Raw genomic sequence first — 21,422 nt, forward strand, 5'->3', positions numbered from 1 at the left:
TTAACCACTCAACTTTCGTCTTATAAACTTTCGTCTAATAAAAAAGCTGCAGTAGAGTGCACCTCTACCGCAGCTTTTATGTATTCAGATAAATCGTTTTATTGAATAGTGACCAGCTTGCCATCTTTGGCGTGCATGGCTGGCACCCAGGCCAGCTTATCAGCAGACATCTTTTGTCCATTTGGCATTTTGATATGGTTGACCAGCCAAACAACGCAACCTTTCTTCAAATTAAACAGAACCCTAACCTGGGAATATAAGTTGCCATCATCAAACGCTTCAGAAACAGGGAGTGCCGCACCTTCCCAGGCTCTGAGCACATCATCCAACGAGTGACAAACGGCAAGACTGATTACTTCAGGCTCAACATCTTTTACAACACGCAGTTCAACCAGTGTTGATTCACCATCCTGAGAAACAGAGATCTGATGAGGAATATTGGTGTCGTTCCATGCAAGAGTCTGCATTAGGGGCAAGCCTCCAAGTGGCAACAGGCTATTTGATAACCACTTACTTAACGGGTTTTCTTGTCGTTTTCGCTCAGCGATACCTGAGACTGCAGAAGGATATAACCGAAGCTTTTATAACCGGCAAGCAGAATACACGCCTCATGCCTGATATCTTTCACGGATATGAGATTCGTCAAAAGAGCGTTTGTTTTTATTAAAGCTCTATAGACGACAAATGATGCACATCATCACAGGAGAACGTATGCTTCCTATACAGTGCGCTCATGGAATCTAAGGATCAGATTATGAAAACAAGAAGAGGTAACTCGGTTGTTACAACAGTAACCACCCGTGAAGAAACCTTTCGCCCCGAGTTGCTCTATAAGGAACAGCATTTCTTCACAGCCCAGCACAATGCCCCGGTTGATTATGTCTGCAAGACAAAAATGGCAGGGGACAAACAACACCTGCTGGAGCAGTTTTTCCAGTTTGTATACGGCAAAGATTACAAGAATGCGGTGAACTATTACATGAAGCACCGGATCACCGGTGATTTTGTGAAAAAAGGCTACTTCAAGAAACTCCCGGCCATCTATCAGCTGACCTTTTCAGTCTGCACCCTGCGCCTGAGCATGGCGATGTGCCGAGATGCGCTAGACGATCCAAGACAACTCGCCCTGAACTTCCCGGTTCGCTGCATCGTCAATTTTGCTGCCGGTCAGTTGGGTATTCCGGGTATGACTCTTACCGAGCTGCTTGAACACCACAAAGAAGACGACCATCGGGCTATCGCCCAGGAGTTGATGTGTGACGATGCGGATATTGATCCTGACTTCGCAGGCTCACGCTTCTTTGGAATCCTTTGTTACTGGGCCAAAACAGCCTATGAGCTGCTGACAGGTTCCGAACAATCTTCAGAAAAGAGCCAGATACAGGCGGTATTGTCCTGGCACGCCATCACCTACCTGTTTAACTCACGCACACTGATAAGAGCCGGGCGAGACTTTCCGGCAATCGAGGATCTGACCTATCTCGATACCATTACTGTGTTCGAGAAAAAAGAGACAGACTACGATGGCTTCTATGAGCAGGAGTGCGTGGCGGTTCTGGAAGAGGCTTCAGTAGATGCGCCTCAAGACTCAACACAAAGTGAGATAGCTCATAGTATCCCAGAAGTGATTGCGGCAACCTTCTCCCGTATCACTGAACAGCCTGAAGCCGTATCCGAATCAACACTCGCTCTCTCAGCCCTTGAATCACTGTTTGAAGACCAGAGTTATAACCAAGCCCTTGAGCAATGGTCCGGCCTGATGACCCCGGAAGCTATTGCTCAACAAAGAGCCGAGACTACCCGCAAAGTTTTCACTCTGATTCCACTGCAACTGGCAGGCCTTGGCCAGGCTTTGCAGGATTCTGCTGACCAGTTTGAAGTAGAGAACATTGGCTTTGTGCTGCCATCCGAATTCACAACAGAAGCTCTGGATGAGCTGGATTACAACCTGATCTACCTGGCGGCAGCAGACTCACTACCAACGCTTCAGAATAAAAGCACGGCGGTTCTGGCCATTCGGAAGAGTATCGATCTGATCAATAGTCTGATCCAAAGCTACCGTGATGCCTATCAGCCTGGGCCAGAACAGATGCCACGACCATCGGTACTGCGCACGATGGGGGCTATCAGCCAGCAGATCAACGATCAGATGGAACTGTTTTCCCAGCAGTGGGAAAACATTATCGAGCAGATGCTGTCCGAGCATCGCGCTGTGCTTGCCCTCACTGAGGAGTACCAGAATATTGATCATGAACGCCGGCAGATCAGCCGACAGGCCAATATTCGACAGCGGGAAGAAATCCTCAAGCTTAAACAGCAACTGGTTGATGCCAAACGTGCCCAGGACAACTATCAGGACACCATTCAGGATCTGATGCGCAAGCTGGACACCATCACCCACGAGCGCGATGCCTTACTGGACCGTTCCAGACTGCAGGACTCGGGCGCTGCTCAACACATCATTCAGTTCCGTGATGTGGTGGAGCTCTACAAGCAGAAAGCCAGCTGTGCCGATGTATTGCGCCTGGCAGAAGATCTGTATGGCGAACAACTGGTGATTCTGGATAACGCCAAATCATCAGTACAAAGTCTGGGTGTCGATCATGCGGGTACACTGGCGCGCCAGCTTCAGCTGCTGGTCGATGAATACCTGCCAGCAATCCTCAGCGGCACGCCGGATTCCGAAGCCAGAAAATGCTTCCCGACCAATGTCTACAGCCCAAAAGAGAGTGTTTACGTCTCCCAGAATCAGCGTTGTCTGGCCGAGCGTATGTTTGTTTATAACGGTGAAGAGCACTTCTTTGAGCAGCATCTGCGGGTTGGCAAGAATATTCGTATCCACTTTATTCTTGATCAGGAGAACCAGTGCGTGGTGATTGGCCACTGTGGCTATCATCTGAATACGATGATGACGGTGAATCAGTAATGTTCAGCCTTATCAGGAAAGGCGCCTGCCTCTCCTGATAAGGACAATCAACGGTAACCTCTTGCGAAGCAATCTCATTGTTTTAAATAACCTTTTTGGATAGCATCGCGGTGTTTTAAGCTAAACCTCACTAAAAATTATGCAAACTACTGTCCATGGTGCAGGTAAGGCTTTCTTTATCTCTGAGGAAGCTGAGGTAGCATGTCAGACAGCTCAAGTATCAAACGACTACAACACTCTGTAAAAGGTGGGTTGGAGAGTCTGTTCCTGAACGAAAAAATTACTGCTTTAATTATTTTTCTGGCAGTCGTCATGGCATTCACCAACAACTTGCTGAGCCATGAAAGCATCTATTTATTCAACTGGCTTCTGACTCTTTACTTCCTTTTTGAAGCAGCTGTCAAAATCAATACTTTTACATGGCGGGGCTATATCAGCTCCCGGAAGAATGTTTTTGATTTTTCAATTCTGACAGGTAGTTTATTTCTACTGCTCTTCCCTGCCTTTCAAACATCCGGGGTAATCTTTCTTCGTATTTTCCGGATACTTGCTCTGCTTCGCATACTGCGTCTTCTTCCAAACACCGAGCATGTTTTGCGAGGACTGGCACGGGCCATCGTTGCCTCTAAGGCGATCCTTATCCTGCTGGCTGTCATGCTGATATTCTTCTCAATGCTGGGCTACTCGCTGTTCTCAAGCTACCTTCCTGAGTACTTTGGCAATCCTATGACTGCCATGAATACCATTTTTCAGATCTTCACTATCGAGAACTGGGGGGCTGTACCTGAGGCAGCAAAAGAGTTGAAAAATGATAATCTCTACTACACAGTCAACACGTTCGTGATCAGCGTTTTGATTCTGGGAGGCTTCATCGCACTCTCTCTGGCGAATGCTGTCTTTGTCGACGAAATGGTGAGTGATAACAATAACGATATAAAGCGAGAGCTGCTGGAACTGCGAGCGGAAAATCAGGAAATCAAAGAACTTCTTCGCCAAATCGTAGATAAGCAAGCAAGATAAATCTCCCTTACATCTATCCCCCATTCATCGCCACGAGCAAACCGAAACTGCTCGTGGCAATATCAATACAGCTCACAGAGAGCTATAAATCATGCCTTTAATATAATACGGTTACTGTCGTGTAGAGTGTCAGGTTATAGACTCAGATCATCTTTGTTGAAAACTTCAGCACTTACTATGAATAAAAATTCCATTAGTGTTATTTTGAACGAAAAATAGACAGCATGTTACAGACACTCTATCAACTGGCTATAACCACCCTGAGTTTTGGCGTCCTCAGCCTTGGTATGTGCATCTACCTGATCCTGCAAAATAAAAAGCTGAAAGAAGAAGTCACGCAGCATAAAGATGATGTACTGTCACGGATTTCCAATACAACTCAGGAACTCACTACTCAATTTTCACAAGCACAAACAAAAACAGACACTGACATTCAGGAATTTCAGAAAACCGTTCATAGCTCATTGGTAAAGCTTAATCAGGCAGCGAATGGGCGAAGCCAAAAACTTCTGCAGGTCATTGAGTCTAATCACGATACATGTGAACAGCTCTTCAAGGCTTCCGAAGAGTTCAGTTTATCGTTGATCCGCAACACACATCAGCAGCTATCCGACAGCCATAAAGCCCTTGGCCAATCTCTGAAAAATTTGATTACAGACCATACCCAATCTGTAAAACAGAACATATCCAGCAGCCAATCTAACCTAAGTCAGCTACTCAGCTCTTCAAACGATACAATTCGCAGCGAGGCAAACACGCATCGACTGGCACTCGTTGATTGCCTTGAGGCTATCAAGGCCGATATTGACCAAACCGGAAGTCGGGCTGAGGAAAAGCTGGAGCAATTGAAGAATGAGCAACAAATAAAGGCTGAAAAACTTCTCTCTGAATTGTCGACCGGAAATGATGTTCTTGTAAATGCCCTTAATGAGTCACAGAAAGCGCTAAACGACAGAATTTTTCTGCTTGGTCAGAAGAGCGAGAATGACGCCAAGGTTCTCCAGAGCGCCGTTATCGATCAGACATCAGCCCTGAACCAGACCATTGAAAAAAACCAGCAAAACCTCAGTGATAAATTTGGCGAACAAGCGAAAGCACTTGCCAGTCAGTCAGTCAGAATCATTCCAGTCTCAACTGAAAGAGCATCTGGTAAGCCAGCAGGCCTGTCTGAATCAAGCCATTAATGACTCTGTGGATCATATCTCCAAACAGGTCATACAAACTGAACAAAGTTTGTCCAACAGCATGTTAGAAACCAAAGCAGCCATGGGCAAACTGCAGGACATCAGCGTTAATTCCAACAATGCAATTCAGGCACAACTCTCTGACCAGCACAATCAGATGACACGGTATAACGCCGCTCAGAGTGAAGAGCTTCAGAAAGTCCTGCTGACTGAACTGCAACAGCAGCTTAAAATCTTCCATTCCAACATCACGGAAGCTCTCAGTGAAGTAGAAGCCGGGGCACTGTTTGAGCATGTGGGAAGTCTGGTTCAGGGCTTAAAAGTCGACAACCTTGTTGAGCTGATCAATTCCCTGACGGCCGGTAGAGAGCTGACTATAGAGAATGATGACTTCATCCAGCATCTGGGTGAGTGCAAAGTCAATAAAATCGAAGATAAGGCATCCGGTCAGACCACTGAGATCAGCTATAGGGATAACCTGAAAATTTCTTCCCAAACCTTTGAAGATGGCATCATGAAGTATCGGATGACATTTGATGACCAAGGCAAGATGACCAAAGGTGAAGAGTTTGATGATCAGGAAAATCTGATTTTTGAATACCATTACAACAGTGCCGGCGAGATTATCAACCGCATTGAATATTGATCTGTTCAGCAGCAGACACCGGATATATAAAGCGATTTTAAAAGGATATTTGCGATGTTCCTGAATATTTTATCCAAAGAAGAACGAAAGCACTTCCTCAATCTGGCCTACCACTTGATGGAACTGGATGGTGAACGTAAGGAAGAGGAACTCTCCATTTATGAGGCTTTTGTTCACGAGTGTGAACTGAGTGGCTACAAGCCACAGATTAGCGAAAACCAGATCAACAATTCCATCACTAAACTGGCTGCCCAGCAGTCTCCGGCCAAACGGGCTGTGATAATTGAATTATTCGGCATTATGTTCGCCGATCATGAAGCCTGCGATGCAGAACGAGCCTTTATGGATCAAATCGTAGACACGTTCGGCTTTGAGAGCTTTGAAGTCCGCAAGATTGAACGCTGGGTATTGGCTATGACCGATATGGTCTCTGAAGGTTACAGAATGGTGGAGGCGTAGGGATGTTCGGAAGGGTCTGGAGCAGTATAAAGAGTGCCGCATCATCCGTTGCCAGTACGGTTAAAAAAGTCTGTACAAAGGTAAAGGAAACAGCCAATAAGGTGTGGAACGCAGTTACCGGAAAAGACAAGATCAAGCAGGCTGAAGAGCTTCACCAGCGTACGGTTCAACGCTTTGAAGATAAGGAGCGAAAATACCAGGAAGGTGTTGCTCAGAGGGGCAAGGAAATAGAACTAAAACTTAAGCAAATTAATGGCTATAAACAGAGCATTTTCAACCAGCATTTTCCGCGTTTCGCCAAGCTCGGCAACCGCCTTCATAACGTCAGGGTCGCAGGCTCGGCCTTTGAAGAATTCTTTGATGACCAGATTCTGGAAATATCAGCCCTGAGCGGAGTTCGCTCAAAGCAGGAACTGTTCAAGATTGATTTCAATAATCTGTCTTTCAAGGAGTTTGCACTCTCTGTCCTGACGCTCGGCTTCTTCTCCCGAAAAAAAGCCAAGGAATCTCTCCAACAGGTTCAGGATGAAGCCAACCGAATTGAGGAAGAGATCACCAAGATGGATGCCCATCTTAAAAAGATTGATCAGGTTATTAGCTCAATCAGCAATGTGGCTGAGTATTTTGAGAAGCTGATCCGTAGCTATGACAAGCTACTGGATCGCTTTGAGTATGGCATTAATACTCAGCGGATTGCTCAATTAGGCATGTCTCCCGAGCTGTTTAAGAACAAGCTGGACTTCCGCCTCCTACCGGTTGCCCATATCGAGGAATTTCAGGCGCTCTTTAATCTTTCGATTGTTCTAAAACAGATGTCTCGTATGGCTTACCTGTCTCAGTCTGGTGAAATTGTTGAAGATGACACCAGAACCGCAGGTGATCTTTATCAAATGTCTCAAAGCCTGAAGGCAGCCTAAAGGAGGGGAAAACTGTTTATGTCGGATAAATTTCAGCAACCACAGTTCGATGTATCAGCCATGACTCAGGCGCTTGCAGAGGCCTCCCCTCTGCAGGCCAGCCGGCTGCTGATTGATATGGAGCTTTTTGAGCAACGTGACTCTCTGGAAGTACTCAATGGTATTTATGAGGAATTTGAGTCTGGGCAGAGGATCGTTGATGAGCTGGTAAAGCCCATCACTCTCAGCGTGCTGGATGGCATTGTCAGCCACAAACAACTAAAACTCGATAGAACAGGCCTTTCAGCCTCTCGGATCTGGGAGGAAGTGCAGAGCTTTGATTACAACAAGCCTGGTCATCGTTCTGCCGATACAGCCTTCAGCCAAAAACAGCAGCTTGAAGCGATGCGCGCTCCTCGTAAATATGATGAGGATGTGCGCAATACCATGACCAAGCAGAAAAGCCTTGAAGCCAACAAGGATGCACATTTCAAAAACAATCAGCAGAGCCATAGCTCCGTTGAGTTCAATAAGGATGGCAGCCGGGTTACGGTTTACCGGAAGCAAAAAGTAGCAACAGAAAAAGGCCACTTCTGGAAAGCTTCGGACACAGATCATGTGATACCGGTTAAACAAATCAACGACCGTTACGCTAACAACGCTTTCTTGTCAGTCGACGATATTCAGGGCATCACCGACAGTGGTGATAACCTTATAGAAATATCAAACCGCTTGAACAGGGCGAAAGGCGATAGAAACTTCTCTGAAATGTATGCTGAAAAATGTCAGCTGCAGGCTAAAAAAGACAGTGGGCAGAAGCTGACAAAACCAGAAAAAGAGAAGCTGGGGCGCCTCTCCAAACATACTGATAAAACCTACAAAGCTGCCATTGAGAAAGAGAACCAGGCTCGAGAGTCCATAGAAAAACAGGCTCAAGAAACAGCTTTAAAAAACCTCACGAAACAGCCAGGACAGATCGCTAATAAAGCCGGCAAGCAAGCCGCTGAGCAAACAGGTTACCAGGCCATAGGCCATGCCATCATTCTGTTTATAAAGCCGTTGTTCTATGAAATGAATGATGCCATTCGCAATGGGTTTGCCCAAGGCGTAAATCAATCCAGCATCATTGATGGCATCAAGTACCGGTTTAAGCGCCTTATGGCTTATGTTAAGCAGGAAATAATCCCGACTTGTGCACAAGCTGTTAAAGACCTGCTTCAAAACTTCTTCAAGATTCTGATTCAAGGTGTGCTTGATCTTGTCACTGGAATGTTCAAAAAAGTCATCCGTATTATTTCAGAAGGCTTTTCAGCCTTGGTCGGTGCGGTAAAAATTCTTGGCAAGAAAGAATCTGAAATGAGCCGGGCTCAAAAGGCCGACGCGATCGCCAAACTGTTTGCGGCCACAGCCGTGACCTTCACTATGTTTACTTTTGAAAGCTTAGTACTTGGCGTTCTTCCTGAAACTCCGGCCGTCCTGAAAGACATTGCGCTGGCAACCTTAAGCGGTGTTGCGTCATCTCTCGTTGTATACCTTTTAGATAAAGCTGACCTGTTTTCCGTCAAGGCCGAACTTCGCTCCAAGCGGGTAGCTGAGGTCTTCGATCTGCGTATTGAACAGATCAAGCTTAATACAGATGCCTTCCAGGCGGAAAGTATTCGCAAACTGGCAGAAGACCGCCTGCGCTTTAAAGCGATCAATGACGACATCATGACAGCTATCGATGATAAGAAAGATGTGAATCCCGCAATTTATGCTCTTGCTGATCACTTCAAGATCAAGCTGGATATTAGGGATACCGACGATTTTCTGAAACTACTTAAGAATACGGATGCTCTGGTTATCTAAACTATTCTTCCTATGGTTTAACACTTAAAGCCGCAGGCGTTAAACACTCTGCGGCTTTTCTTTGCTCCGGTTATTACTCCGAACGCCACCAGCGATTCACCGGTATCGATTCTCCAATCGCAAGAATCTCTCCCATCATCGGTACATTCACAGTCTGACCATCCCGTTCAGCCTCAGCCAACGCTCGCTCCATAGGTTCGTACCAAGCGTGCAGTGCCAGATCAAAGGTGCTGTTATGGATCGGAATCATAACGTTGCCTTTTAGATCACGATGAGCCTGTACGCTTTGCTCTGGCGTCATATGAATATCAGCCCAGTCCCGGTCATAGGCACCGGTTTCTATCAGAGTCAGATCAAAGGGCCCATAACGTTCACCGACTTCGGCAAAGCCTGCGAAGTAGCCGCTGTCGCCACTGAAAAATACACGACTATCCTCATTCATAATGACCCAGGAAGCCCACAGCGTACTGTTGCCGTCTGTCAGACCACGACCAGAGAAGTGCTGACCCGGCGTCGCAACAAGAGTCACTGATCCCACCTTCACACTTTGCCACCAGTCCAGCTCCGTCACCTGCCCGCTATCAACACCCCACTGAATCAGACGTTGCCCGACGCCCAATGGGGTGTAAAAACGTGTACCTGTTTTCGCCAGCGTCTGCACACTGGCCTTATCCAGATGGTCATAATGATCATGGGAGAGAATCACACCTGCCAACTCCGGCAAAGCATCTATTGCCATGGCATTCTGATGAAAACGTTTCGGTCCTATCCACTGAACAGGAGATGCCCGATCAGCAAACACAGGGTCGGTTAACCAGTATTCTCCAGACAACCGTAAGAGTACGGTTGAATGCCCTAAACGCACGACCAGATCACCACTCTGAGCTTCCAGATCGGCCAAGGTCAGAGTCTTTAGCGGGATAGGGGCAACTGGAGTCGGGTCAGTACGCTTCTCGAAAAGAAAGCGATACATGATGCGCCCTAAATTTCCGCCAGTCTTGGCATTGATATCCGAATTCCGAAAACGCCCTTTATGGAATTGCTCGGAGTCCCAGAAATTATCTCCGCGCTGAGCTCCAGTAGAAGCAGACATAACAAGTACTCCGCATAAGACAAATAACACAATAGCTTTCGCTTTGGATGTCATGGATCCATCCAGAAAAAGTAAACTGATGGGTGTAGTTTACTTTCACAAACCCAAAAGTAAACTAGCAAGTGTAAAATGTGCCACTCTGAACTTCGGATGTTTCCATGCCTTCCTCTCAAAAACTGACCCGCAGTGAACTCAAACATTCAGCCATCCTTGAAGCGGCCCGCCTGGAATTTGCAGAGCATGGCTTCCAAAACACCAGCATGGATGGAGTGAGTGCCCGAGCCGGCGTCTCTAAGCGAACTCTTTATAATCACTTTTCCAGTAAGGAAGAGTTGTTCGACAAGATTACCGAGTGCTTATGGAAGCAGGATGACTCCATCGTCTATTGCCCGAAACGCCCTCTAAAACAACAGTTGCGCCAACTTGCAGAAAAGAAACTGGAACTGATGGCATCCCCCGGGTACGTCGGTCTTGCACGGTCGGTCATGGGTGAATACATGCGCAGCCAGGAAATGGCTCAAGCAGCAATGGCGCGCTTTGAAGAAAATGAAGACGGTGTCAGCATATGGTTTCAGGCCGCCATGCAAGATAAACGTTTGCGCGAGGGTGACCCGAAAATGATTGCCCATCAGTTTTACGGTTTATTAAAAACCTTCGCACTCTGGCCTCAGCTTTTGGCTCACCAGCCAGCCCCTACAAATGAAGAAAGAGACGTTATCATCGAGCAGTCTGTGGATATGATTCTGGCTTACTACCAACAGTAATCAGTCGCTGGACATAAAACTCACAGTTAAACTGCCTGCATCAAAAGATCTCATGCCGCGCCGTGCTACTTTTCAGTGTCAACCATGAGATCTGGCATACCATGAACAACAGAAGCAAACACATCGGCCAGCTGGTGCTGGATGAGCAGAAGATTCGCGAAGGTGTCACGAAGGTCGCTCAAAAGCTGAACAGCCTTTACCAGGAAGCCGTCATTATTACGGTTGTACCGGGTGGTATTCTTTTTACTGCCGACCTCGTACGGGAGCTGACGTTTGATCTCACCATGGATTACATCTCCTGCCCGCACACACCAGGCGACAGAAACAATTCATCCTCTATCGTCTACCACCAGAATATTGATATTACCGGTAAGGATGTGATCGTAATTGATGACGCCATCGAATCTGGCGGCACCATGAAAAGATTGGTTGAGCATCTGCAGGCTAACTACCCGATCAAATCACTGGCTATCGCCACACTGTTTGTAAAACCGGGGCGCGTTGATATTCCTGTAACGCAACACTTTGCCTACGAGATGGAGAATGATGATCTGCTGGTCGGCTATGGGCTGCCTTGGCAAGACAAACTGAGAAACGTTCCCTATGTTTCCAAACTGGTGAAATAAATATTGCGCTCAAAAGCCTGTCTACGCACAATATTAAGATCGCTCAGGCAGGCTTCCCCACCAAGATACGCACAAACACCAAAAACATAGCAATTAAACCTTTGATTCATATCAAAACTTCACATTACATCTCGCAATAGCAACAGACCAGATACACAAGAGAATAAACTGCAAAAAAACACTGGTTTGCACCTATCGCTCCTTAGGAAAGCCACCAATAGAATCACGCTCTAGCCTAATAATTACGCTAGTTGCTCGCCTTCTGGTCTTTCCCATGCTGAGCGCCCGCGCTTGTATCAGGGCATCCAAAAGGATTGGTTCTCCCTCTTAAAAATATTCGCAGGACTGAATGTTTAAGAAAAGTCTTCTGTCGTTGTGTGTCGCAACACTGCTCTCTGGTTGTTTTGATGGTGGTGGCGGTAGCAGCCATGCGCCTGTTACTCCGGAGCCGCCTCCTACAGTTCCTGATAACCACGCACCCACTATTGCACCTATCAGCACACAATCTCTTAAAGCTGACTCAACACTGAGCATTCAGGTGAAAGCCTCTGATGCTGATGGCGACGATATACACTATGACATTATCAATCGTCCGCTCTGGGCTGTAATTGATGGTAATGGTTTCATTACGCTGTCGCCCAGCACCAAACATGTAGGAAATCATACCGTCACGATCCGTGCGTCTGATGATAGTCTTTCCAGCACATCTTCTTTTGACGTGACCGTAACCCCGATTGGTATGACTCCGGTGGATCCTGACACCGCCAATCATGCTCCTGTCATAGATAAAGTAGATGCTCAGACTATCAACGCCGGCTCCAGTCTGATCATTCAGATAAAAGCAACAGATAGTAATGGCGACAAGCTGGCTTATTCGTTGATCGATGGACCTGGCTGGGCATCCATTGATGAGAGCGGCAAACTGGCTCTCTCTCCGACTACGGAGGATATGAGCACGGATGCTTATGAGCTGACTGTAAAAGTTTCTGATGGCTCTCTTTCCAGCTCCATGAAAGTTTCTGTCACAGTCAACCCTCTTGCTACAGACCTGGAACCACCAACCACCGCAACCTATAAAGGAAAACTGTCCTTTAATAACAAAACGCTGATGGGCGATATTTCCTGTGAGGGGAGTCCTCTGAGCGATGCTGGTGAGTTTCCTTTTACGGTCACAAACGGCGAGAAAAGCATTTCTTGTAGTTTTGGAGAGGTCAGTGACCTGGTCACTGTTGACTTCTCATTCTCAGATCTCTTGGGCAAAGCTGGTGATCCGAGTCCTGAATACATCCGAAACTTCGACCTCAAAGCGGATGGCGATCTCGGCATCGATGCCGATGATGCTTACAAACTGCTAAACAACATCAGTACCTGCTCTACCGAGTCAGACAAAATCTGTCTTGATGAGCTGGATAGCTATGACATCCAGAACCTATATCGCTCTGGTGATAAAGAAGCAATTGAGGCTTTCCTGAACCCTGTTGTAGCAGAAGAAGGCGAGCAACCCAGTGCGCACGTGGATCCGGAACAGGCTCCCGCTGTCACTGAAGGTACCAGCAACAACCTCAACAGCAGCTTTGTTTCTGCAAATGCAGAGTCAGCCTATCAGTATGTTCCTGCCAGAGAGAGCAAACCTCTCACTAAAAGTAAGCTGACCATGCCGGACGGCACCACACCTCTGATAGGAGTCCAGTATTTCAGCCAGTCCGCCAATGGTGTGACGGATGAAAACGGTGAATTTGATTATCTTTGGGGGGAAAACCTTGTCTTTGGTATTGATACCTTCACTCTTGGTGAGGTCAAAGGCAACAAGGTCAACTACACCCTTAACGACCTAAGCAGCAATGAGCAGGTTCAACTCAACCTTCAAACCTTGGTTGATCGTTATGATATCGGCACCAGCCAAGCTTCCAGCGAAAAAGTACGGGAGGTTTTTGCTCAGTATCCCAATGTTATTAACGAACTGATTAACCTGACGCTGCCTAATGGCGCAGTGAATGAAGAATGTCTTGAGGCTAAACTTCCTCCTGAAATCTGTACAACACCAAAGGAGTTTGACAATCAGTTCACGCAAGGGTTAACCCAGCAAATTGATTTGGCACTCAAAACAACACGTACCCGCTATGCCAGCAGTCCCCGAAGTCTTTTAAGGGCAGGTTCCGGCAATTATGTAACCGAATCACTGACCGATATTTTCGCAGGTGTTGATCAGTTTCATATATTCCATGACAACTTCTCCTGGTATGCAGCGGGCTTCCCCCGCGCCATGCGTAACTTCAACCTGACCAATGAAGCGTTTCCGGTGCTTATGCCACGCAACGACAACAACCATTGGCAGAAGTATGGCGAAGAAGCCGCCTGGTCACGCGGCTCTGGCAAGGATAAGAAGGCTTATATCGTTGATGCGACAACCATCAATGCTGATTCCGATGTGATCATGCATCGCCCTCCTGAGATCTCGAAGGAAACAGCGACTTATAACTTACCAACAATTGCTGCCGGCTTAATTGGCACCAAGGGCAAGGTCGTTTTCCTTGGCAACGCAATGTACACCTCTGTACTGTCCTGCCCGGATAATTACTGGGCGAGCGGCGATCTGCATATTAATGCTGAAATTCAGGAGTGTTACTACCAGGCCAAACACAACCCAGAGGCTCAAGCCAGCGATCTGCGTAATGATCAGGGCAGCATGAAAACCTTTTTCAGCAACCTGCTGACCTGGCTTGCCCCCGAATACAACAATGGAGAGAAATCTCTAAAAATCGTCACCAATATTGAGAAGGGCCATGCTTTCCGTTTTGATGGCAGTAATGATCAGGGCCTGATCTACGACTTCTTCATCAACAAAAGCTTCAACCAGCTTGAAGTTGAGCGTATGGAACGTAGTGGATTTGTCGGTATCACACCTGAAAACGCCCCTGTTCTTCTGCTGCAGTCTTTTGAAATCAAAATACAGAACAAAGATGAAGACTACGACACTAGAGCGGTTGTTTCTGATATAAGCCAACCAAAACTGACCGAAGATGACGTTACTGCCCTCATCGAATATGTGAATGCTGGTGGCAATATCATTTTCTTCGACGCCCTTAAGGAGCAGAACCCTGCCCCGATTGCCCGACTGGCTGATGCGGCAGGTCTTTCTATTGGCGGTGCTAACCAGGCCATTCTCTCCCAGACTCGTTGCGGAAACAGCATCTGGTGCTGGACTGATACACCAAATCTCCATGCTGTCGATCAATACGACATCGTCGTTTATGAACGCTATGCCGATACCAGCAAGATTGTGATCAATCCTAACGGGACTGTTGAATGGCCCGAGGATGTGGATATGCCTTCACTTGAGATCCCGACCTATGAAGTTCTGGAAGAGGATGGCAAGACATCCGTTCATAGCGCTTTCCACGTTGTCACAAATGAAGCTGAGAAGTTCGTAAAGCTGGAAGAGCTGAAACGATTCTTCCCGGGTGTTCCACTGTGCCGGGATGAGTATCAGTATGAGGTCAACTGTATTGAAGTTCGCAAAGGCCATGGCATCCCCGTCCACAGTGATCGTCGACGTCCAGAATTCACTCGCTACGAGATGAGTCAGGATGTGGTGGGTAGCATGGTGAAGGCTGCCAATCTTGGCGAAAACATTAACCGCCTTCTTGCCCATGAAATTTACTTCCGCAGTGGTGGTAAAGAAGGTGTTCGCCTTTCCAAAGCGGAGCTCACCAGCACTTACGATAATCTGTCAGTCTGGCTGTGGAACGATACGCAGTATGAGTATGCAATAGATTCTGGTGCAGGTGACGAGCTTGGCTTCAAGCGGGCGGTAGAAATACTGAACTGTTATACCAATGGTCTGCACGGCGGTGGCAGTGCTTGTAACAATGCAACCCAAGACCTGCTTACTGCTAATGGCATGCTTGATGCCAACGGGGAGCTTAAGCCCTCATATCCGCTGAACTGGATGGAAAAGCCACTGACCCGCATCATGCTGGGTCGTTCCTTCTGGGATATGGATATTCGCGTAGATACGTCTTTCTATCCAGGGCGCCCAACAGGCGATGGTGGCAGCGAAAGCATCACTATTCATACGCAGGGTCAGGGCGTTAGTTACTCCTCCGGCAATATGCAGTCAACTGGTCTTTGGGCCCCACAACACCAAAGCGTAACCGTGTCTGGCGGTGTTCCAGCGACCATCACCATTGCACTTGTTGACGATATCACCGGCCGCAGCCAGCATGAGTTGGCACTGCGTCGTCCATCGCGAGTACAAAAGTCCTGGGCTTACAATGGATCAAGCCTGACCATTGATGAAATACCTTACGGCGGTCTTATTTATATCCAGCCTCATGAGGCTCATGAAGATGATCTGGCAACTTTCAACTTTACCAAAGTACTGAAAGCTTCCCTCTGGCAGAACGGTGAATGGGGCAACCCAATCAACGAAGATGTACCTTTGGCAGAAATCGATACTGGTCACTTTATTTACACCACCCATGTAAATAATGTGGCTAACACCGATATGCCAAAATTTGTCGCCGATCTGAACTTCTTTGCCGAAGAAGCCAGCAATTTCTATGGCCGAGATGAAAAGACCACTGACGGAATGCATCGTCGCTTTACCTATGAGGACTTAAAGGGCTTCCGTCATCGCATGGTGAACGATGTCCAGATCAGCATTGGTGCGGCACACTCGGGTTACCCGGTCATGAACACCAGTTTCGAGACTGATCGCACAACCGTGCCGACCAATCCGCTGGATGACTGGCTGATCTGGCATGAAGTCGGTCATAACCTTGCGAGCACTCCATTTAGTTTTACTGGCAGCACCGAGGTCACCAACAACATCCTTGCTCTTTATATGCAGGAGCAACGTGAGGGTGATAAGGGCTACATGGAACGTATCGAAGGCACCCTGCGTAAGGTTGAGCCATGGCTGAATCGCCATAATGGCCATGGCTGGTCAGAGGGTGATAGTGCCATGCGTCTGGCCATGTTCGGTCAGTTAAAGCTGTGGGCTGAGGATCACTTCAAAATTGAAGAGCATTACCCGAACGCGGATGAGCGCCCTGAGGTATTTGGCGCGGATCAAGGCTGGAATATGTATAAGCTGGCTCATCGCAAGGCGCGAGAAGGTGGCCTGGACAATTACTGTTCTGCTAGCAGCACCGGCTTGAGTCAAGGTGACCTGATGATGACCTGCCTCTCCTGGTTGAGTGAGTATGATTTATCCGACTACTTCAAGACATGGAACCCGTCAGAGGCAAAAGCGGATCTTCCTGACGGGGGAGCTGACTACAGTGGTGGTTTAACGGATAAAGGATTCCAGGCTGTAACCAGCATGGGATTCGACAAACCAGCTAAATCCCCACGTTCATACACATCCGTGCGTTAACGCAAATAGAAACGTCATGAACAACAGACCTCGTTATTTATAGCGAGGTCTGTCCATCCGATGTTCTAAAACCACGAATACATCACACACGTATGCGTCATTTGCATACAGAAAAACTCACCCTTGCAATAGTATATTTGCGCCTTTTTTGCCGGTGTGTAAATGCCTACAAAAGGGACGCTGTTTGCATTTCGAGCACCTCTGACAAACCTTATATTTGTCATTGAGGTCGTTCTGGTTCTGTTGTTTGCACAACAGGCGGCAAAATTTATCTGGAGTCTGGTTCCAGCACCAATCGTGGCCGCTCCCCGCTGGCAGGTAGAAAACCCTGCTCGCACATCCGGAAATACTCCCCGTTATATAGCCCTATCCGGCCTTGAAGCCTTCGGCGCCTATCTGCCTGCCCAGACCCAACAAAGTCGTCCGACTCAGCGCATCCCGACCTCCCGCATTAATGCCCGCATTACCGGTCTGATGGTCAGTTCACATCCTGAGCACTCTCTGGCGATTATCAGTGAAGGCTCACAACAGAATGCCTTCCGTATCGGGGATAAACTCAAAAGCTCCCGAGCCACTCTCGTCGCAATACAACATGACAGAGTGATCATCGATGTCAGTGGACGACAGGAAGCTCTTATCTTTGCGGGTGCCACCCGCCCAAAAGCCAAAACCAGCCGGGTCGCAGCAATCCCACAGAAACCTGCACAGCCCGTATCACCGAAACTTGCTGAGATTGTTCGCAGTGATCCCCAATCCCTGATGGAGATGATCCGAATCTCTCCGGTACGCCGGGATGGTCAGCTCATCGGTTATAGAGTCAATGCCGGCAACCGTCCGGACCTGTTCAAAGCTGCGGGGCTGCAAAATGGCGATATTGCTACAGCAATTAATGACACAGACCTGACCAATCAGGTTGAAGCGCTGGCACTCATGCAGAGCCTGCCCACTCTCCAGACAATTTCTCTCTCTGTTGAACGACAGGGGCAGAACTATCAGATTGACCTTTCGTTATAAGACTTTACGGATGATGACAACAAAACGGCCAGACACCCGGGCCTCTCGCTCACCACGCAGCTTCCGTTCTCTTATTGCGGCAAGCCTGCTGTTTACCTCAGCAGCTCTTTCAGTGCCTGCGTTCTCTGCTCCGACTGCCAACAACCTGAATGGCGAAGTTCAGTTCTCCGTCAATATGCAGGGCGTGGATATTGGCGAGTTTATTACCACCGTCAGCAGCAGCCTGAACAAAACCATCATTCTTGATCCTGCCGTTAAAGGCCGGATTACCGTTCGTTCCTATGAAGACCTGAGTGCGCAACAGTACTATCAGTTCTTCCTGAGTGTGCTGGAAGTCCATGGCTATGCGGTGATTGATGCCGGTGATGGTGTGCTCAAGGTCATTCAGGGCAAAAAGGCAAAAACCTCAGCTATCCCGGTTGTTGATTCCAACAGCCAGATCGCTGGCAGCGAAGTCGTGACCTGGGTTATGCCTCTGCACAATGTTCCGGTTCAGGAAATGTCACCACTGCTGCGCCAGTTGAATGAAACCGATGGCAGTGTCGTGCATTACGCACCCTCCAACGTTCTGTTGCTGACCGGCCGTGCTGACAATATTGAAAAGCTGGTAGAGATCGCCAGCCGTATTGATCAGGCCGGCGGACACATAACAGACATCCTCGCTCTCAAATACGCCTCGGCCACTGATATGGCCCGTATTCTGCTGACACTGGAAAATGAGAAGGGGGGCAAAAGACAAGGTCAGAGTTTGTCGGTGGTTCCCGATGAAGTGGGCAACCGCCTTATCCTCTCCGGTACCAAGGATCAGATTAGCCGCGCGCGCCACATCATCGGCCGACTGGATGCCGAGCAGCAGAACTATGGCAACACCCGGGTTTTCTACCTGAAGTACGCCAAGGCCGATGAACTCAAGCCGGTACTGGATGGTGTAGGACAAACTGTTCTGGAAGAAAAGGGCTCTGCCACCAAACCAAAATTCAGCATCAATATCCATGGTCAGACCAATGCCCTGGTGGTGACTGCGCAGCCGGATATGATGAAAGCTCTGGAGCAGGTTATCCGTCAGCTGGATATCCGCCGTGCCCAGGTTCTGGTTGAAGCCATTATCGTGGAAGTGTACGACGGTGACGGCATAACTCTGGCCACTCAGTTCGCCAGCAAGAGTGCGGGTGTCGTTCAGTTTAACAATGGCACCGCGGTTCCTATCGGTACGATTGGTGCCGGCTTGATTCAAGCGCGTGGCGAAAAGGGCAGCACCATTGTTAACAGCGATGGAACCACCACCCACAATCCGGATAAGAACGGTGACTACTCAGCTCTGGCTAGTGCCCTCTCCTCCCTGAGCGGTGGCGCATTTGCCGTATCGTCCGGCGACTGGGCCATGCTGCTGCAGGCTGTCAGCAACACCACTACCTCCAATGTTCTGGCCACGCCAAGCCTGATGACGCTGGATAACCAGGAAGCCTCGTTTATGGTCGGTGATGAAGTTCCGACTCTGACTGGCTCCACCGCCAGCTCCGATAACGACAACCCGTTCCAGACCATCGAACGTAAAGATGTGGGTATCAAACTGGAGATTCTTCCGCAGGTTAACGAAGGTGATTCGGTCAAGCTGAACATCACCCAGGAAGTCTCCAAGGTGAATGGCACCACGCCAGTTGATGTCACCTTCTCCACCCGTCAGATCAAAACCTCAGTCATGGTGGGCAGTGGCGATACCATTATTCTGGGCGGTTTGATTGATGAGGATGTACAACAGAGCGAATCCAAGGTTCCTCTGCTGGGCGACATTCCCTTTATAGGTGCGCTGTTCCGCTCAACTTCCAGCTCGACCGTCAAGCGTAACCTGATGGTATTCCTGCGTCCGACGATAGTGCGTGACGACTCGCTGCTAACCGATATCAGCGGTCAGAAGTACAGTCTGATGCGTGCCCGCCAGCTTGAAGAAAGAGCCAATGGTGTGCGCCTGATGCCCAATGCCATAACTCCGGTTCTGCCGGAAAATGCCAGCAACCAGCAACTGCTGGAAGAAGCCCGCCGCCGTATAGGCATGGAAGATCTTTCAAAGAAGAGTGGGAAGGATGACTGATTCTCTCACTCCTGTTGAACTGCCTTTTACCTTTGCTAGCCGGTTTGGTGTGCTGCTGAGCTACACGTCGGAGTCAGGCTATCACCTTTTCTACAAAGGTCTGCCTGCACCTGCGGCTCTGGTTGAAGTCCGCCGTGTGATCGAAGCTCCCTTTACCGTTGAGGAGCTGTCGGCAGAGCAGTTTGAACAACGGCTGGCTGCCGATTATCAGCAGGATTCATCCGCAGCACGGCAGCTGATGCAGTCGATTGGTAACGATGAAGGTCTGCAAAGTCTGGCGGAAGAACTGCCAGACAGTGAAGACCTGCTGGAAGCCGATGATGGCGCTCCGATCATCCGCATGATCAACGTGATGCTGGCCGAGGCGATTCGCGATGGCGCATCGGATATCCATATTGAAACCTTCGAGAATGCGCTAGTTATCCGCTTTCGGATTGATGGCGTACTGCGTGAGATCCTCCGCCCCCAGCGTCGTCTGGCAACTCTGCTGGTCTCACGCATCAAGGTTATGGCTAAGCTGGATATCGCCGAGAAGCGGGTTCCGCAGGATGGTCGTATCTCCCTGAAGCTGGGCGGTCGTGCTGTGGATGTGCGGGTATCGACCCTGCCTTCCCGTCATGGCGAGCGTGTCGTTCTGCGTCTGCTGGACCGCAACAGTGTTCAGATGGATATGACCTCTCTGGGGATGACGCCCGCTATTCGCAACAGGGTCAGTGAATTGCTGCTGAAGCCCCACGGCATACTGCTGGTCACCGGCCCTACCGGCTCTGGTAAAAGCACCACGCTCTATGCCGGCCTCAGTTCCATCAACTCAACAGATCGCAATATCCTGACCGTTGAAGACCCGATCGAATACGATCTGGAAGGTATCGGCCAGACCCAGGTTAACCCGCGTGTGGATATGACCTTTGCCCGAGGGCTGCGCGCTATTCTGCGTCAGGACCCGGACGTGGTAATGGTCGGGGAAATCCGGGATCTGGAGACCGCAGAGATTGCCGTGCAGGCATCCTTAACTGGTCACCTGGTACTCAGCACTCTCCATACCAACACAGCGATTGGTGCAGTCACCCGTCTTCGGGATATGGGTGTAGAAGCCTTTTTGCTGTCGTCTAGTCTTCTGGGAGTATTGGCCCAGCGTCTTGTACGCACACTGTGCGAAGAGTGTCGCCAGCCCCATCAGCCGGATGAAGCTGAACAGCGTCTGCTGGGCATCAATCCGGAAGACTCCACTCTGATCTGGCAGGCAGCAGGCTGCCCACACTGCAACCATACCGGTTACCGCGGCCGGACCGGCATTCATGAACTGTTTCTGGTCAGCGATACCCTGCGCACCATGATCCATAACGGAGCTTCAGAACAGGAGATCGAAAGCCTGGTTCGCCAGTCGATGCCGAGCATTCAACAGGATGGTTTCTCCAAAGTACTGGCGGGAATAACCACCATGGAAGAAGTCCTGCGGGTCACCAGGGAAGACTGA

Annotated in this window: 15 protein-coding genes; 13 read left to right on the plus strand and 2 right to left on the minus strand. The window is 48.8% G+C overall.

The features are described 5' to 3' along the window. Positions 1–98: 98 nt before the first annotated feature. On the minus strand, positions 99–467 hold the full coding sequence (locus EHSB41UT_RS05375) for a hypothetical protein (protein WP_087107561.1): 369 nt from the start codon (positions 465–467) through the stop codon (positions 99–101). Positions 468–754: 287 nt separating this feature from the next. Here EHSB41UT_RS05375 and EHSB41UT_RS05380 point away from each other — a divergent pair, with 287 nt between their 5' ends. The 7 genes from EHSB41UT_RS05380 (at position 755) to EHSB41UT_RS05410 (ending at position 8,979) form a co-directional block, all read left to right on the plus strand. Then, the gene (locus tag EHSB41UT_RS05380) at positions 755–2,926 is read left to right on the plus strand and encodes a hypothetical protein (protein WP_133060406.1); all 2,172 of its coding nucleotides are present in this window, start codon (positions 755–757) and stop codon (positions 2,924–2,926) included. 201 nt (positions 2,927–3,127) lie between these two features. Then, a complete protein-coding gene (locus tag EHSB41UT_RS05385) occupies positions 3,128–3,946 on the plus strand; it encodes an ion transporter (RefSeq protein WP_087107565.1) in 819 nt (272 codons plus the stop codon). A gap of 224 nt (positions 3,947–4,170) precedes the next feature. Next, positions 4,171–5,130 carry a hypothetical protein gene (locus tag EHSB41UT_RS05390; protein ID WP_087107567.1) on the plus strand — a complete coding sequence of 320 codons (960 nt, stop codon included), beginning with the start codon at positions 4,171–4,173 and terminating at the stop codon, positions 5,128–5,130. 61 nt (positions 5,131–5,191) lie between these two features. Then, positions 5,192–5,776, plus strand: coding sequence for a hypothetical protein (locus EHSB41UT_RS05395; RefSeq protein WP_133060407.1), 585 nt, complete (start codon positions 5,192–5,194; stop codon positions 5,774–5,776). 54 nt (positions 5,777–5,830) lie between these two features. Then, positions 5,831–6,235 carry a TerB family tellurite resistance protein gene (locus EHSB41UT_RS05400; protein ID WP_087107571.1) on the plus strand — a complete coding sequence of 135 codons (405 nt, stop codon included), beginning with the start codon at positions 5,831–5,833 and terminating at the stop codon, positions 6,233–6,235. A 2-nt stretch (positions 6,236–6,237) separates the two neighbouring features. After that, the gene (locus EHSB41UT_RS05405) at positions 6,238–7,152 is read left to right on the plus strand and encodes a hypothetical protein (protein WP_207626565.1); all 915 of its coding nucleotides are present in this window, start codon (positions 6,238–6,240) and stop codon (positions 7,150–7,152) included. A gap of 117 nt (positions 7,153–7,269) precedes the next feature. Next, complete coding sequence (locus tag EHSB41UT_RS05410) at positions 7,270–8,979, plus strand: BAR domain-containing protein (RefSeq protein WP_133060408.1); 1,710 nt, start codon at positions 7,270–7,272, stop codon at positions 8,977–8,979. Positions 8,980–9,052: 73 nt separating this feature from the next. Here the strand turns inward: EHSB41UT_RS05410 and EHSB41UT_RS05415 are convergent, their stop codons facing one another. Then, the gene (locus EHSB41UT_RS05415) at positions 9,053–10,072 is read right to left on the minus strand and encodes an MBL fold metallo-hydrolase (RefSeq protein ID WP_207626566.1); all 1,020 of its coding nucleotides are present in this window, start codon (positions 10,070–10,072) and stop codon (positions 9,053–9,055) included. Between the two features lie 158 nt (positions 10,073–10,230). On the opposite strand from EHSB41UT_RS05415, the gene EHSB41UT_RS05420 reads away from it, so the two are divergent. The 6 genes from EHSB41UT_RS05420 (at position 10,231) to gspE (ending at position 21,422) form a co-directional block, all read left to right on the plus strand. Further along, positions 10,231–10,836, plus strand: coding sequence for a TetR/AcrR family transcriptional regulator (locus EHSB41UT_RS05420; protein ID WP_087107576.1), 606 nt, complete (start codon positions 10,231–10,233; stop codon positions 10,834–10,836). 101 nt (positions 10,837–10,937) lie between these two features. Continuing rightward, the gene (locus tag EHSB41UT_RS05425) at positions 10,938–11,462 is read left to right on the plus strand and encodes a phosphoribosyltransferase (RefSeq protein ID WP_207626567.1); all 525 of its coding nucleotides are present in this window, start codon (positions 10,938–10,940) and stop codon (positions 11,460–11,462) included. A 349-nt stretch (positions 11,463–11,811) separates the two neighbouring features. Then, a complete protein-coding gene (locus EHSB41UT_RS05430; RefSeq protein WP_207626568.1) occupies positions 11,812–16,842 on the plus strand; it encodes an SslE/AcfD family lipoprotein zinc metalloprotease in 5,031 nt (1,676 codons plus the stop codon). Positions 16,843–17,004: 162 nt separating this feature from the next. Further along, positions 17,005–17,856 (plus strand): type II secretion system protein GspC, encoded by an 852-nt coding sequence (gene gspC, locus EHSB41UT_RS05435; RefSeq protein WP_087107578.1) that lies wholly within the window; start codon positions 17,005–17,007, stop codon positions 17,854–17,856. 10 nt (positions 17,857–17,866) lie between these two features. After that, positions 17,867–19,945 (plus strand): type II secretion system secretin GspD, encoded by a 2,079-nt coding sequence (gspD, locus tag EHSB41UT_RS05440; RefSeq protein ID WP_087107580.1) that lies wholly within the window; start codon positions 17,867–17,869, stop codon positions 19,943–19,945. After that, a complete protein-coding gene (gene gspE / locus EHSB41UT_RS05445) occupies positions 19,938–21,422 on the plus strand; it encodes a type II secretion system ATPase GspE (protein ID WP_087107582.1) in 1,485 nt (494 codons plus the stop codon). The genes gspD and gspE overlap by 8 nt, the downstream gene beginning before the upstream one ends.

This window comes from Parendozoicomonas haliclonae, assembly GCF_900174585.1.
Taxonomy (GTDB): Bacteria; Pseudomonadota; Gammaproteobacteria; order Pseudomonadales; family Endozoicomonadaceae; genus Sansalvadorimonas; species Sansalvadorimonas haliclonae.